A 14976-nucleotide genomic window follows, 5' to 3' on the forward strand; every position below is an offset into this window, starting at 1 on the left:
GCGACCAGCCCATGACGGCGGTCGGCGAGGAGATGTACGCGCTGGTGGAGCGGCTGTACCCGCTGTGCCGGAGCATCACCGGCGACGGTGTGCGCGCCACCCTGGACATCGTCGGGGAGTACGTCCCGCTCCAGGTGCACGAGGTGCCGACCGGGACTCACGTGCTCGACTGGACGGTGCCGCGGGAGTGGAACATCCGGGACGCGTACATCGCCGACGCCGCCGGCAACCGGGTCGTCGACTTCGCCGCGTCCAATCTGCACGTGCTCGGCTACAGCGTGCCGGTGTCGGCGACCATGCCCCTGTCGGAGCTGCGCGCACACCTGCACACCCTGCCGGACCACCCGTCCTGGGTGCCGTACCGCACCAGCTACTACAAGCCGGACTGGGGGTTCTGCCTGGCCCAGGAGACCCTGGACGCACTGCCGGACGGCGACTACGAGGTGCGCGTCGACTCCACACTCGCGGACGGCCACCTCACCTACGCCGAGCACGTGATCCCCGGGCAGGTCCCCGACGAGGTGATCGTCTCCTGCCACGTCTGCCACCCGTCGCTGGCCAACGACAACCTGGCCGGCATCGCGGTGGCGACGTTCCTGGCCCGGGCGCTGGCGGAGCGGACGCCGTACTACACCCACCGGTTCCTGTTCGCGCCCGGCACCATCGGGGCGATCACCTGGCTGGCCCGCAACGCGGAGCGAATCGATCGGGTCAAGCACGGGCTGGTGCTGGCGTGCGCGGGCGACCCAGGTCGGCTGACGTACAAGCAGAGCAGGCGCGGCGACGCGGAGATCGACCGGGTGATGCGGCACGTGCTGGCCGCCTCCGAACGCCCGCACGAGATCGAAGAGTTCACTCCGTACGGCTACGACGAGCGGCAGTTCTGCTCGCCGGGATTCGATCTCGGCGTGGGCTCGCTCACCCGCACCCCGTACGCGGGCTACCCCGAGTACCACACCTCGGCGGACAACCTGGACCTCGTCTCCCCTCAGGCGATGGCGGACACCCTTGCCGTCTGCCGCGAGGCGTTCGCCGTCCTCGACCGCAACCGGCGGTACCTCAACCTCAGCCCCTACGGCGAACCGCAGTTGGGCCGGCGCGGCCTGTACGACGCGCTCGGCGGCCGCAGCGACACCAAGCAGGCCCAGATGGCCATGCTCTGGGTGCTCAACCTCTCCGACGGCGAGCACAGTCTGCTGGACGTCGCCGAGCGGTCCGGGCTGCCGTTCGACACCGTCGCCGACGCGGCCGGCGCCCTGCACGACGCCGGGCTGATCAAGGCATGACACCGATGACCACCGAGGGGGAGAAGCCGAGGCCGAAGGCGGCGACCGCCAGGCGGGCCATCGTCGGCCGGCTGTCCTGGGGACTGGCCGACCAGGCGGCCTCCAGCATGACCAACTTCGCGGTGGGGATCTACGTGGCACGCTCGCTCGGGCTGACCGCCTTCGGCGTGTTCAGCCTGGCCTGGGTGACCTACGGCGTGGTGCTCAGCGTCTCCCGCGGGCTGGCCACCGACCCGCTGGTGGTGCGCTTCAGCGGTGTGCCGGACGCGTCCTGGCGCGGGGCGGCGGCCCGCTCGTCGGGTACCGCGCTCGGCGTCGGTGCCGCCGTCGGCGCGGTGTGTCTGGTGGTGGGACTGGGGCTCGGCGGCCGCGTGGGGCCCGCGTTCGCCTGCCTCGGCGTCATGCTGCCGGGGCTGCTGTTGCAGGACGCCTGGCGGTACGCGTTCTTCGCCGCCGGCACCGGGCGGAAGGCGTTCGTCAACGACCTCGTGTGGGGCGTCGCGCTCGTCCCGGCCATGGTGGTGGCGGCCCGGGTCGGCAGCGTGGCCGCGTATCTGCTCGCCTGGGGCGGGTCCGCCGCGGTGGCCGCCGTGTACGGCTGCGTCCAGTCCGGAGTCCGGCCCCGGTTGGCCGGAGCGCGCGAGTGGCTTCGCGAGCACCGCGACATCGGCTACCGCTACCTGGTCGAGAACACATCCGTCAGCGGCGCGAGCCAGGTACGGGCGTACGGGCTCGGCGTCATCGTCGGGGTCGGCGCGGTGGGTGTGGTCCGGGGCGCCGAGCTGCTGCTCGGCCCGTTCCTCGCCGTGCTGATGGGGTTGTCGCTGGTCACCGTCGCGGAGGCGGCACGGGTGCTGCGGCGCGCCCCGCACCGCCTCGGCTCGTTCTGCCTCCTGCTGGGCGGTGGGCAGGCCGCCGCCGCGCTGCTCTGGGGCGCCGCGCTGCTCCTGGTGCCGGACCGGGGCGGCGAGCTCGTGCTCGGCGGTGTCTGGCACGCCGCCTCCGAGCTCATCGTGCCGGCCACGCTCGGCGTCGCGGGCGCCGGCCTCGGCACCGGCGCGGCGGCCGGACTGCGCGCGCTCGGCGCGGCCCGGCGCAGCCTGCGCGCCCAACTGATCGCCTCCACCTGCTACGTCGGCGGCGGGCTCGGCGGGGCGGCCGTGGCCGGCACGGTCGGCTCGGCCTGGGGCGTCGCCGCCGCGACCGCCGGCGGCTCGGCCGTGTGGTGGCTGCACCTGCGGTCCGCCCTGCGCGAGCGCCACCACAACCCCATCCGCGAAGTGAGGACGTCATGACCGCCCTTCCCCGGCTGAGCATCGGCCTGCCCGTCTACAACGGCGAGGAGTACCTGGCCGAGTCGCTCGACGCCCTGCTCGGCCAGACCTACGAGGACTTCGAGCTGGTCATCTCCGACAACGCCTCGACCGACGGGACCGAGGACATCTGCCGCGAGTACGCGGCTCGGGACTCGCGCATCCGGTACCTCCGTCTGCCCCGGAACATCGGCGCCGCACCGAACCACAACCACGTCTTCACCCAGTGCCGCGGCGAGCTGTTCAAGTGGGCCTCGCACGACGACCTGTACGCCCGCGACCTGCTGCGGCGCTGCGTGGAGGCGCTGGACGAGCGGCCGGACGTGATCCTCGCGCATTCCGACCAGGCGGTCATCGACGGCGACGGCCGGGTGAAGGTCCCGTACGAGTACGGGCTCGCCACCGCCTCGCCGCACGCGCCGGAGCGCTTCCGCAGCCTGCTGTTCGAACCCGGTGGCGACGACTTCTACGGGGTGATGCGGGCCGACGTGCTGCGCCGGGTGAAGCCGCACGACAGCTACCACCACGCGGATCGCACGTTCGTCGCCGAGATCGCCCTGCACGGGCCCTTCCACCAGGTGCCGGAGCTGCTGTACTTCCGCCGCGACCATCCCACCCGCGCCGAGCGGGCGAACCCGTCCAAGCGCTCGCGCTGCGTCAACCTGGACCCGCGCCGGGCGGGCCCGCTGCACCCGACGCCCCGGCTGCTCGCCGAATACGTCTGGGGCTTCGTTTCGGCGATCCGGCGGGCACCGTTGTCCCCGGCCGACCGGCGCGCGTGCTACCGCCACCTGGCCGTGTGGATGACCAGCCGGGTCCGGCCGGGCGCCGGCGAGCGGGTCGAGGACCGCGCCCCGGTCGACCCGGCGCGGCTCACCGTCTCGGTCGACGCCCTCGTCGCCGGACGTGAGGGGCGGCGGGCATGAGGGCCGCGACACGCGTCGGGGTGTTCGGCCTGCTCGGCTCCGGCAACCTCGGCAACGACGGATCACTGGAAGCCTTACTGGGCTACCTCCGCGCCGACCACCCGGAGGCGGTCGTGGACGCGCTGTGCGGCGGACCCGACGTCGTCGCGGCCCGCTACGGGATCCCCGCGACGCGGCTGCACTGGTACCGCGGGGAGTACCGGACCGCGTCGCGTGCGGGCGCGATCGCGGCGAAGGGTCTGGGCAAACTCGTCGACGCCGTCCGCACCGCCGCCTGGGTGCGCCGGCACGACGTGGTGATCGTGCCCGGCATGGGCGTCCTGGAGGCCACGCTCCCGCTGCGGCCGTGGGGCTTCCCGTACGCGCTGTTCCTGCTCTGCGCGAGTGGCCGGCTGTTCGGCACCCGGGTCGCGCTGGTCGGCGTCGGCGCGGGTGAGATTCACAACCGCCCGACGCGGGCCCTGGTCCGCTGGTCGGCCAGGCTCGCCGCGTATCGCTCGTACCGCGACGACCTGTCCCGCGACGCGCTGCGCGCGATGGGCGTGAACACCGCGCGCGACAAGGTCTACCCCGACCTCGCCTTCGCGCTGCCGACACCCCGCGCGAGCGCGCCTTCGGGCTCGGTCTGCGTGGGCGTCATGGACTTCCACGGCAGCAACGACGACCGCGCCCGGGCCGAGGAGATCCACCGGCGCTACCTGGACGGGACGACACGGTTCATCCGCGCACTGGTCGAGGACGGCAGGCGGGTACAGCTGCTCACCGGCGATGCCTGCGACTCGCCGGTCGTGGCCGCGATCCTCGACGCGGTGGACTCCCCTCTGGTCACCGCACCCGAAGTCGCATCACTCGCCGACCTGATGACGGAGATGGCGGCCGCGGACACAGTGGTGGCGACCCGCTACCACAACCTGGTCTGCGCGCTGAAGGTCGGCGCCCCCACTCTCGCGCTCAGCTACGCGGCGAAGAGCGACGCGCTCATGGACCGGATGGGCCTCGCCGCCTACTGCCACCCGGCCCGCGAGGTCGATGCCGGCCGGCTGCTCGAACAGTTCCGGGAACTGGAGAAGCGATCGGCGGAGCTGCGACAGACCCTGACCGAACGAAACCTGTCCGCGAACCGCCAACTCGACGAGCAGTTCAGCGAGTTGACGGCAGCCCTGCTGCCCGGGAACAACCGACCCCGCCAGGAGGCCGCATGAAAGTGACCGAAGTCCCGGCGATAGCGGGCGCGTTCCTCTTCGAACCGACGCCGTACGCCGACGAGCGCGGCTTCTTCTGCCGCACTTTCGACGCCGACGTGGTCCGCTCGGTGGGCCTCGACCCGGGCGCCTTCGTCCAGGACAGCGTGTCCCGCTCGGCCCGGGGCGTGCTGCGCGGCCTCCACCTGCGCTCCGGTGCCGGCGAGGCCAAGCTCGTGCGCTGCTCGTACGGGAAGATCTTCGACGTCGTCGTGGACCTGCGGCCGGACTCGCCCACGTATCTGGGCCAGGCCTCCTTCGAGCTGTCCGGCGACACACAGACGACCCTGTACATCCCGGCGGGGTGCGCGCACGGCTTCCAGGCGCTCACCGACACCGCTGACACCTCGTACCGGATCGACCGCCCGCACGATCCGTCCGAGGACGTGACGATCGCCTTCGACGACCCGGAGCTCGCCATTCCCTGGCCGCTGCCGGTCACATCGTTGTCCCAGCGGGACCGGGAGGCGCCGAGCCTCGCCGAGGTCCTGAAGCAACAGGAAGGGTGAAGTCGGCATGGACGACTCAGGCGACGAGTTCCGCCTCCCCCGCTCGCGGACGGCGAACGAGCGGCTGCACGCCCTCATCCCCGGCGGCGCGCACACCTACGCCAAGGGCGACGACCAGTACCCCGAGCACCTGGCCCCGGTCATCAGCCACGGCCGCGGTGCCCATGTGTGGGACGTCGACGGCAACCGCTACATCGAGTACGGCTCCGGCCTGCGGTCGGTCAGCCTCGGCCACGCCCACCCGCGCGTGACCGAGGCGGTACGGCGCGAACTCGACCGCGGCAGCAACTTCGTGCGCCCGTCCATCGTGGAGGTCGAGGCCGCGGAACGCTTCCTGGCCACGGTGCCGACCGCCGAGATGGTGAAGTTCGCGAAGAACGGCTCCGACGCCACCACGGCCGCGGTGCGCCTCGCCCGCGCCGCCACCGGGCGTCCGCGGGTGGCCATCTGCGCCGACCATCCGTTCTTCTCCACCGACGACTGGTTCATCGGCACCACGCCGATGTCCGCGGGCATTCCGGCGGCGACCACCGACCTCACCGTGGCGTTCCCGTACGGGGACCTGGCGGCCACGGAGGAGCTGCTGAACCGGTACGAGGACAAGGTCGCCTGCCTGATCCTGGAACCCGCCACCCACACCGAGCCGCCGCCCGGATATCTCACCGGCCTGCGCGAGCTGGCCGACCGGCACGGCTGCGTACTGATCTTCGATGAGATGATCACCGGCTTCCGCTGGTCCGAGGCGGGCGCCCAGGGCCTGTACGGCGTCGTCCCCGACCTCTCCACGTTCGGCAAGGCGCTGGGCAACGGATTCGCCGTCTCCGCGCTGGCCGGGCGCCGCGACCTGATGGAGCGGGGCGGGCTGCGCGACTCCCGCGACCGGGTGTTCCTGCTGTCCACCACGCACGGTGCGGAAACGCACTCGCTGGCAGCCGCGATGGCCGTGCAGACCACCTACGCCGAGGAGGGCGTCACCGCCCGGCTGCACACCCTCGGCGAGCGGTTGGCCGCCGGTGTCCGCGACGCCGCGGCGAGCATGGGCGTCGGCGACCACGTCGTCGTCCGGGGCCGGGCCAGCAACCTGGTCTTCGCCACCCTCGACGACAACCGGCAACCGTCGCAGGAGTACCGCACCCTCTTCCTGCGCCGGCTCCTGGCGGGCGGGGTGCTGGCCCCGTCGTTCGTGGTGAGCAGCGCGCTCGACGACGCCGACATCGACCGGACCGTCGACGTGGTGGCCCAGGCATGCGCGGTGTACCGGAAGGCACTGGACGCCGCCGATCCCGCCCCCTGGCTGGGCGGGCGACCGGTGAAGCCCGTGTTCCGCTGCTTGGTTTGAGGCGACGTCAGTGGTGCCCGCGCCGACCGGCGTCGGCCACGCGGTCGACCAGCCACGCGGTCGCCGGTACCACCGCCAGCGCGGTGCACCAGCCGCCGATGACGTCGGTCGGGTAGTGCGCGCCCAGGGCGACCTGCGCCCAGCCCATGGCGGCGCCGGCGACCAGCGCCGCGGCGAGCACGACTGACGTGCCGGCCGTCCTGCCGAGTCCGAACCGACCGGTCGCGACGAGCGCCACCACGAGGGCGAACGCGGTGAGGAAGGCGGTGTGCCCGCTCGGGTAGGACAGGTGCCCGTCGTGGATGGTGCGGCCCACCAGGGGCTTGAGCAGCTTCGTCGCCCCCACGGTCAGGCCGGCGCCGGCAACGACGAGCACCGCCGCGCGAGGACGCCGAAGCAGCAGGCAGCCCATCACGGCGGCCCCGACCAGCGTCGCCGCTCCCACCGGCTCCCCCAGGAAGTCCGTGGCCAGAGCAACGCTCCGCCACGGCGGCCGCACCCCCTCCACCACCGACTGGACCCACCCGTCCACCCTGCCGGGCTCACCGTGGCCGGCGTGCAACACCCCGAGCACGACGACCACCAGCCCGGCAAGGCCCGCGATCACCCCGAGCCACACCCGCAGCGACAAAGGCAACACCGCAGGCGCCGACCGGCCGGTCACCCGCCCACCGCGTCGGGGGGTCGACCCGCGGTACTTCGCCGTGATCTCCCGCCAATCCGGCGTCTCACACCAAGGACCGCTCCGGCCGAGCAATCCAACCCACTGACGCCGGTCGACATGGCCTTCGACCTCTGCCGACGCCAACTCCGCACAACGGTCCCCCCCCCGTCGAGTCCGACTTGGCCCGCGCGGGAGCCATCACCCTGCGCATCACGCTGACCAACGGCATCGGAATCAGTCTCCGCCAGCCACCCTAACCACCATGCGGTCGCGGCAAACCGCCGTCGGAGTCCGCGTGTCAACACTATGCGTCAGACGACCGTTCCTAACGAGTGCGGGTCCGAGTGGAGCAAGCCAACTCAGCGGGTCCCCACCATGTGGCCGAACCACGACGGGTCGTCCACCCCGCCCTCGTCCTCCTGCCACTGCGGCGGCGCGGAGACGACGAAACCGGAGGACACATCGTCGGCGAGGGCGAAGACGTACCGACCTTCCTCCGACTCGATCCCGTGGTCGCGGGCCACCCTACGGCTCTCCTCTTCCGTGGCGCGCCTCACGGCTGGGCCCGTGTCCCCGTCCGGGCTTGAGGCTCGTTGCGAGAACTCGCGCCGGCTGATGTTCAATCGGACCGGACGGGGGCTCGTAGTTCGATCTTGTAACCGCCTTCTGGGGTCGGCTCGGTGGTGAGGGTGCCTTCGAGGAGTTCGGCGCGTTCTTTCAGGCCGATGAGGCCGTGGCGTGCGCTGGGGAGGGCGACGGTGGGGCGGGTGGGGGCGGTGTTGGTAACGGTGACGCCGAAGTGGTGTGCGTCGCGCCACAGGTGCACGTCGGCGCGGGCTCCGGGGGCGTGTTTGCGCACGTTGGTGAGGGCTTCCTGGACCGTGCGGTAGATGGTGCGCTGGGCGGTGGTGCTGATGCCGGGAGGAAGCTCTCCGGTCAGGGTGGTCTCGATGCCGCTGTTGGCGATGAGCTGCTGGAGGTCGGCGAGGGTGGGCTGGGGGGTGAGTTCGGTCGTCTTGCCGCCGGAGGCGCGGAGCAGGGTGACCATGTGGCGGAGTTCGTCGAGGGTGTCCGCACTGAGGGTGCGGATGGTGCGGGCGGCGTCGCGGGCGTCGGGGTCCTTGGCTGCGACCTGGAGGGCTCCGGCCTGGACGGCGATGAGGCTGACCTGGTGGGAGACCACGTCGTGCATCTCGCGTGCGAGTTGGGCGCGTTCGCGGGCGAGGACGGTCTGGGCGTACAGGGCGCGTTCGTGTTCCCGTGCCTCCTTGACCTCGACGAGCCGGCGGGCCACGTCGTGCCTGGCCTGGACGAGCTGGCCGAACAGGACGGGGGCGATGGCGGTGGCGAGCGTGTAGACGAACTGGACGAGCGTCCAGGTCCGGTCGCCGTCGAACGCGTCGGACAACGGCCACAGGAGGGTGGCCGCAGTGGCGTTCAGCAGGGCACAGCCGGCGAGCAGCGGGCGATTGCGGGTGGAGGCGGCGAGTGTGTACAGGGCGGCGATCGGCGCGACCGCCACGTCCATGAACAGGGCCATGGGCAGGGTCAGCAGGAAGACGGCCAGCGGGAAGCGCCTGCGCAGGAGCAGGCCGGTGGAGCCTGCGGCGGCGCAGGCCCACATCACAGGGGTGCCCTCGCCCAAGAGGTTGATCCAGGCGTCGAGCGCGGCCAGTACCACGAGCCCCGTGTCGACGGCCCAGGGCGGTACGCGCCGCCACAGTGCCCGGCCCGTGCTCATCGTCCGTTGTCCCGCGCCGTGTTGCCGTCGTTGTGAGTGAGCAGTCCGGCCCGCTCGGCGAGGAGGGCGGCCTGGACGCGGCTGGAGACCCGCAGCTTGGTCAGGATCGAGCTGACGTGGTCCTTGACGGTGCCCGCGCTCAGGTGGATGCGGGTGCCGATGTCGGCGTTGGAGAGTCCTTCGGCGACCAGGACGAGGACGTCGCGTTCCCGGTCGCTGAGGAGCCCGACGCGCGCGACGTCCGCGTCCTGGGGTGCTCCGGCCCCCGGGTGGCTGCGGAGCAGCGCGCGTGATGCCTTGGGCGACATCACGACACCGCCCGCGGCCAGGGTGCGGACCAGATGGGCGAGCTGTTCGGGCTCGGTGTCCTTGAGGAGGAAGCCGGAGGCTCCTGAGCGCAGGGCGGTGAGGATGTACTCGTCCGTGTCGAAGGTGGTCAGCATGGCCACGTGCGGTGGTTCGGGCAGCGTCTGGATCTGGCGCAGCACGGTCAGACCGTCCACGTCCGGCATGCGGATGTCGAGGAGCACGACGTCCGGCAACTCGCGCCGGACCACGTCGGCAGCCTGGGCGCCCTCGGCGGTCGCTACGACCTCGATGCCGTCGGACGCGTTCAGGATCATCCGGAAACCGGACCGCACCAGGGCCTCGTCGTCCACCACCACTACCCGGATCACCGGCGTCCCGCCTCACACTCTCGTCTGCGCTGTCCCGCTGCTCGGCAACCCGTGCCTCCGGGGTCCCGCGTGCTCGTACGGTGTCGCCTGACGTCGACCGTACGTCGGGCAGGGTACGTGGTGGCGTGATCACCCAAGGACTGTGGACACCCGGCGGGTCCGCTCCAGCCGCTCGGGGGGGGCGCTCCGGCCGGTCGGCAGGCCGGCGGGCGAGGCCCGGCGGATGGCGCCGGACGTGCTCATACCGTGGGATCGGTCCGTGGCCCCGCACCGAGTCCGAGGGCCGCAGCCGATGTCCGTACCGTTCGAGGACCGTCCCGCGATGCCCGGCTCATACCTGCGTCAGTCCGTCCGTGCCCTGCGCCGCCTTGCCGCGCGTCCCCATGTGCTGTTCGGGGGTGTGTACGGGGCGGTGCTGGCCAGTTCGATGGTGGCCGCCCTGTCGGAGCAGGGGGAGACGGCGGCGGCCGACCGGTTCACCAGCGCCCAGTGGCTCCTGGTCACGGCCGTCGCCTCGGCCCTGGCCCACGGCTACGCCCATCTGATCGCCCTGCGCGGCGACCGGACCCACCACGGCGTGCGCGCCGGGGTACGGCTGCTGCTGTCCGAGTGGCCGCTGGTGGCGGCGACGGTACCGACGCTGCTCCTGCTGCTCGGCGCGGCCCGGGGATGGTGGCCCTCGGAGGGCGTCGAGTACGTGGCCTTCGCCGTGAACGTGGTCCTGCTGTTCGCCTGGGGCCTGCTCGCGGCCCGGGCCGCCGGCCGCACCTGGGCCTCCGCCCTGCGGATCGGCATGGTGGACGCGCTGCTCGGACTCGTGGTCGTGGTGGCCAACGCCATCATCAAGTAGAGCCGGTCCGTCCCGCGCGGTCTCACCTTGCGTCGTGAAGTTGTGGCCGCCGCTGTCGACGATGATGGACGAGACGCGAGCGGGCGCCTTGACCTTCTCGATGAACTTCCGTGTGTCCTTGGGATTCTCCTGGCCCTCCCGCATCAACGGGGCGTGGCAACTGACCGCCATCGGCGAACCCGCCTCCGGGGCCACCTTCCAAGACCTCCTGCCCGCCATCGACCGCCACCTCTGAGCCCGTCCGCCCCGGCCCGCCGGTCGGCGGGGTGGTTCCGGCCGGTCGGCGGGGGTGCCACCGAAGCCTGCCGGATGGTCCGCCTCCCTACCCCACCGGGAGATTCTTCGTATGACACAGATACAGCCGCCGCAGGCGACGTCAGCTCCTCGGGAGAACGCACCTCCCGTGCCCGCAGCCTCGCCCGACTCCGCCGGGAATCCCTCGGGCGGCCCCTCGATGGGACGCCTGGTCGGCGTGGACCTGGCCCGCGCGCTGGCGGTGTTCGGCATGTACATCGTCCACATCGGCCCGGTGCTCTCGTCCACGCACGGCGTCGGCACCTGGGTCCGGTATCTGGCCGACGGGCACTCGTCGGTCCTCTTCGCCACCCTCGCCGGGTTCTCGCTGATGCTGATCGCCGGCCGCCGTGAGCCGAAGACCGGCCTGGCGGGCCGCCGGGCGAAGGCCCGAATCGCGATCCGTGCCGTGGTCCTGCTGGCCCTGGGCACGGTGCTGGCGATGGAGTACGGGGGAGTGATCATCCTCGGCTTCTACGGCGTGTACTTCCTCCTCGCCCTGCCCCTGCTGCGGCTGTCCGCCAAGGCACTGGCGATCACCGCCGCGGGGCTCGCGCTCGTCACACCGCAGATGGCGTTCGTCCTGAACTCGCGGCTCAGCGAGTCCGTCCAGCAGACCATCAACACCTACGACCCGCTCAAGAAGGTCAGCGAGGTCGGCGTCCTCGACCTGCTGCTCACCGGCTTCTACCCGACGATCACCTGGATGTCGTTCGTCGTCGCCGGCATGGCGCTGGCCCGCCTGGACCTGTCGGCCGTCTCCGTCCAGCGTCGCCTGGCCGCGCTCGGCGCCGCCCTGACCGCCGGCGCGTACGGCCTGTCCCTGCTGCTGGCGGGCCCGAACGCGCTGCGCAGCATGGCGGAGGACGGGAAGTCGTCCGCCGGGTTCGAGAAGGCGTCGTCGTTCGGCAGCGGATCCTTCGAGGCTCCCCAGCGGGCGGCCTCGGAACTGCTGTCCGCCGGGCCGCACAGCGGCACCACCTTCGACATCATCGGCAGCGTCGGCGTCGCCATCCTCGTGATCGTCGGTGCGACGGTGCTCATGGACCGACTGCCGCGCCTGCGCAGCCTCGCGAAACCCGTCATCGCCGTGGGCACCATGTCCCTGACGGCGTACGTCGGCCACTTCCTCGCCCAGTCCATGCTCGGCGTATCGGCCGGCGAAAGCACCCAGACGTCCTGGATCCCCGTGCTCACGTTCATCCTCGGGGCGATCGCGTTCGCCGCGGTCTGGTCCCGCTTCTTCCGTCGCGGACCGCTGGAGGCTCTGCTCAACGCCGCCACCAAGCCGGCGAAGTACGTCCGTTGACCCGGGGCCGGGGCGGGCGGCCTTTCATGGCCCGCCCCGGCTCCGGCGGCCCTCGCGGCCCGCTCGCCTCGACCCGTCCGGTCCGGCGCCCCGCCGAAGCTGTTTCGTCGACGCCACGGAACTGCCGGGTGGCCGACTGTTCGGCAATGATCCCGGCGCGGCCGTCCGCACCCTGCTGGTGGCGTACGTCCGGCAGGCCCCGGCCCGGCGCCACGAATCCCATGTCCCCGACGCCTCGGACTTCCGCCTCGTCGAGGACACCAGGTGGTTCTTCTTCGGCAACGCCACCGTGCTCCACGCTCCCCGACGGTCCCCCCGCGGACACCGCCTTGTGCGCCATGACCACCACCGTGCTCGGCAGCGTCCTGCTCCACGGCCTCGGCTCGACGCCCCTCGCCCGCCTGCTCACCGCCTCCGTCCCCGCCTCCCCGGTCAGCCCGGAGAAGGTCCGCTGAGCACGTGGGCCGAGCGGGTCACGCCCCGGCTGCCTTGAGGAGGTCGGCGAAGGTGGTGCACGCCACCGGCTCACCGAGGGCCGTCATGGTCCAGGCGCCGTCGGCGCGGGTCACCCGAACCGCCTGGTGACGCGGGGCTGACCTCAGCCTCACGCTTCGTATATCCGCCGGTATCCGACGGCTGTCCGGTGCCACTCCGCCACCCAGCAGCGCTGCCCCTCCATGCGGCGGGGGCAGCGCTTGGGCCACTCCTCTCACCCGGCGGGGCGCCCCGCCGGGGTCAGGAGCTGGGTCGTGGCGAGCTGTGCGTACAGCTCGTCCCGGTGCACCAGCTCCTCGTGGGTGCCGATCACGCGGACCCGGCCGGCGTCCATGACGACGATGCGGTCCGCGTCCGTCACCGTCGACAGGCGGTGCGCCACGACCAGGACGGTGGTCTCGCGTGCCGTCTCGGCGATGACGTCCCGCAGCGCCAGCTCGTTGACCGCGTCGAGCTGCGAGGTCGCCTCGTCCAGGAGCAGCAGCCGGGGCTTGCGCAGCAGGGCGCGGGCGATCGCGACGCGCTGGCGCTCACCGCCGGACAGCTTCGAGCCGCGGTGCCCGACCAGCGTGTCCAGGCCGTGCGGGAGACGCTCCACGAGCGTGTCGAGCCTGGTCCGGGCGAGGACGACGCGGATGTCGTCGTCCGTCGCGCCGGGCGCGCTGAAGACCAGGTTCTCCCGCAGCGTGCCGGCAAGCACCGGCGCGTCCTGCTCGACGTACCCGATGACGGACCGCAGCTCGGACAGCGACCACTGCCGTATGTCCCGGCCGTCGATGAGGATCCGGCCGCCGGTCGTCTCGTAGAACCGCTCGATGAGCGAGAAGACCGTCGACTTGCCCGCACCCGAAGGCCCGACGAAGGCCGTCATCCCGGCGCCCTGCACCTCGAAGTCCACCCGCTGGTGGATGTACGGCAGCCCGGGCCCGTAGCGGAAGGACACGTCCTCGAAACGGACCGACGCCGGACGCACCTCGGTACGCACCGGCTTGTACGCGGCCGGCGGCTCAGCCGCCAGGCGGTCCACCTCCTTGATCCGGGAGATCGCGGCCGCGCCCTCCTGGTACGCGGACGCGGCCTCCACCAGCTTGTACACCGGCTCCATCAGGTAGAACAGGTACAGCAGGAAGGCGATGAGCGTGGAAACAGGGATGTCCCCGGACGCCACCCGTGCCCCGCCGACCGCGAGCACCGCGAGGAACGCCAGCTCGACGGCGAGGTTGTCCGCCGTTCCCAGCACGGCCTCCCACTTCGCGCCGCGCACGCCGTGGCGCCATGCCCGCCGGGCCGACGCCTCGACGCGGGCGGTCTCCCGCTCCTCGGCACCGGACGCCTTCACGGTGCGGAACGCGCCGAAGACCCGCTCCAGGCCGGTGGACATCTCCCCGACCGCGGCCTGGGAACGCTCGGCGGCCTGCCCGATCCTCGGCATCACCAGGGCGGCGCCCGCGCCGACGACCGCGACCACACCGAGCGTGACGCCGAGCAGGACGACATCGAGGAAAGCCATCACCACGACCGCCGCGACCAGCGTCAGCGATCCTGTCGCGGCGTTGACCACCGCCTGGGTGCTGACGGCCCGCAGCAGCGTGGTGTCGGAGGTCACCCGCGACATCAGATCGCCCGGCTGCATCCGGTCCACATCTGTGAGCCGCAGTCGCAGCAGCCGGCCGATCAGACTGCGGCGGGCGGCCAGGACCACCGACTCGGCCGTCCGCTCCAGCACATAGGCGCCGAACGCCTCGGCCACCGTGCTCAGCAGCACCATCACGGTCAGGGCCAGCAGGATGGCGGTGAGCGTGCCGCCGGACGAGAGCCGGTCGACCAACGCCTTCGTGGCCAGCGGCTGGAGCAGCCCGCCGGCCGCCCCCACCAGCGCCAACAGCAGACCGAGTGCGACGGTCCACCGGTGCGGTCGGACGTACCCGTACAGCGCCTTGAGCGTCTCGCGGACGCGCAGGGACTCGGCACCCGTCGCCTCCGGGGCGGATGCGGTGTTCACAAAATTCCTTTCCTACGTGGTCTGCCCCGCACATGGTCAGTGGTGGGGCGGCATCGGCCCGCGGAAGGGCCTCGGCTCAGCGAGCCAGTTCGGGGGCCGTCGCGGCAAGCAGGCGCACGACGGCATCGCGGAGATCACGGCGTACGGCTACGAGAACGATGCGTCACTGTGTGGACCGGGGACCGAGGGGCGGTAGCGGGCACTTTCTCCTGCGTACGACGGGTCATGCCCCCAGCCTGGAAGCTCGGGCGCTCCGCCGGCCATCCGGCGATCGGCGGGTGGACCCCCGCCAAGTGGCTGGAGCCGCCCGCATGAGGGGACGGGACGGTG

Annotated in this window: 13 protein-coding genes and 1 pseudogene; 9 read left to right on the plus strand and 5 right to left on the minus strand. The window is 72.2% G+C overall.

All coding sequences use genetic code 11. The annotated features are described in order from the left end of the window. Nucleotides 1-11: 11 nt before the first annotated feature. The 6 genes from ACZ46W_RS05770 to ACZ46W_RS05795 are packed head-to-tail and all read left to right on the plus strand — an operon-like array spanning nt 12 to nt 6614. Nucleotides 12-1286, plus strand: a complete 1275-nt coding sequence (locus tag ACZ46W_RS05770) for a DUF4910 domain-containing protein (protein ID WP_468332473.1) — start codon at nt 12-14, stop codon at nt 1284-1286. A gap of 5 nt (nt 1287-1291) precedes the next feature. Beyond that, nucleotides 1292-2581, plus strand: a complete 1290-nt coding sequence (locus ACZ46W_RS05775) for a hypothetical protein (RefSeq protein ID WP_468331830.1) — start codon at nt 1292-1294, stop codon at nt 2579-2581. Beyond that, nucleotides 2578-3525, plus strand: coding sequence for a glycosyltransferase family 2 protein (locus tag ACZ46W_RS05780; protein WP_468331833.1), 948 nt, complete (start codon nt 2578-2580; stop codon nt 3523-3525). Before ACZ46W_RS05775 ends, ACZ46W_RS05780 begins: the two co-directional genes overlap by 4 nt. Continuing rightward, complete coding sequence (locus tag ACZ46W_RS05785) at nt 3522-4727, plus strand: polysaccharide pyruvyl transferase family protein (RefSeq protein WP_468331836.1); 1206 nt, start codon at nt 3522-3524, stop codon at nt 4725-4727. The genes ACZ46W_RS05780 and ACZ46W_RS05785 overlap by 4 nt, the downstream gene beginning before the upstream one ends. Continuing rightward, on the plus strand, nt 4724-5275 hold the full coding sequence (rfbC, locus tag ACZ46W_RS05790) for a dTDP-4-dehydrorhamnose 3,5-epimerase (protein ID WP_468331839.1): 552 nt from the start codon (nt 4724-4726) through the stop codon (nt 5273-5275). The genes ACZ46W_RS05785 and rfbC overlap by 4 nt, the downstream gene beginning before the upstream one ends. A gap of 7 nt (nt 5276-5282) precedes the next feature. Beyond that, nucleotides 5283-6614 carry a glutamate-1-semialdehyde 2,1-aminomutase gene (locus ACZ46W_RS05795; RefSeq protein ID WP_468331842.1) on the plus strand — a complete coding sequence of 444 codons (1332 nt, stop codon included), beginning with the start codon at nt 5283-5285 and terminating at the stop codon, nt 6612-6614. 7 nt (nt 6615-6621) lie between these two features. On the opposite strand, the gene ACZ46W_RS05800 is transcribed toward ACZ46W_RS05795, so the two are convergent. The 4 genes from ACZ46W_RS05800 to ACZ46W_RS05815 form a co-directional block, all read right to left on the minus strand. Then, nucleotides 6622-7278, minus strand: a complete 657-nt coding sequence (locus ACZ46W_RS05800) for a phosphatase PAP2 family protein (protein WP_468331845.1) — start codon at nt 7276-7278, stop codon at nt 6622-6624. Between the two features lie 359 nt (nt 7279-7637). Next, nucleotides 7638-7802: a hypothetical protein gene (locus ACZ46W_RS05805; protein WP_468331848.1), complete on the minus strand. Its 165-nt coding sequence runs from the start codon at nt 7800-7802 to the stop codon at nt 7638-7640. A 95-nt stretch (nt 7803-7897) separates the two neighbouring features. Then, nucleotides 7898-9019, minus strand: a complete 1122-nt coding sequence (locus tag ACZ46W_RS05810; protein WP_468331851.1) for a sensor histidine kinase — start codon at nt 9017-9019, stop codon at nt 7898-7900. After that, nucleotides 9016-9642: a response regulator gene (locus ACZ46W_RS05815; RefSeq protein WP_468332476.1), complete on the minus strand. Its 627-nt coding sequence runs from the start codon at nt 9640-9642 to the stop codon at nt 9016-9018. The genes ACZ46W_RS05810 and ACZ46W_RS05815 overlap by 4 nt, the downstream gene beginning before the upstream one ends. 376 nt (nt 9643-10018) lie before the next feature. Between ACZ46W_RS05815 and ACZ46W_RS05820 the strand changes: the two genes are divergently transcribed. The 3 genes and pseudogenes from ACZ46W_RS05820 to ACZ46W_RS05830 all read left to right on the plus strand — a co-directional run bounded on the left by ACZ46W_RS05820 (nt 10019) and on the right by ACZ46W_RS05830 (nt 12149). Next, nucleotides 10019-10546 carry a hypothetical protein gene (locus ACZ46W_RS05820; RefSeq protein WP_468331854.1) on the plus strand — a complete coding sequence of 176 codons (528 nt, stop codon included), beginning with the start codon at nt 10019-10021 and terminating at the stop codon, nt 10544-10546. A gap of 139 nt (nt 10547-10685) precedes the next feature. Beyond that, nucleotides 10686-10781: pseudogene (locus tag ACZ46W_RS05825) on the plus strand (TerD family protein); the annotation flags it as partial. 111 nt (nt 10782-10892) lie between these two features. Beyond that, nucleotides 10893-12149: a DUF418 domain-containing protein gene (locus ACZ46W_RS05830; RefSeq protein WP_468331857.1), complete on the plus strand. Its 1257-nt coding sequence runs from the start codon at nt 10893-10895 to the stop codon at nt 12147-12149. 709 nt (nt 12150-12858) lie between these two features. Here ACZ46W_RS05830 and ACZ46W_RS05835 read toward each other — a convergent pair. Beyond that, nucleotides 12859-14646, minus strand: a complete 1788-nt coding sequence (locus ACZ46W_RS05835) for an ABC transporter ATP-binding protein (protein WP_468331860.1) — start codon at nt 14644-14646, stop codon at nt 12859-12861. Nucleotides 14647-14976: the final 330 nt, after the last annotated feature.

The organism is Streptomyces sp. NPDC031064 (genome assembly GCF_055570965.1).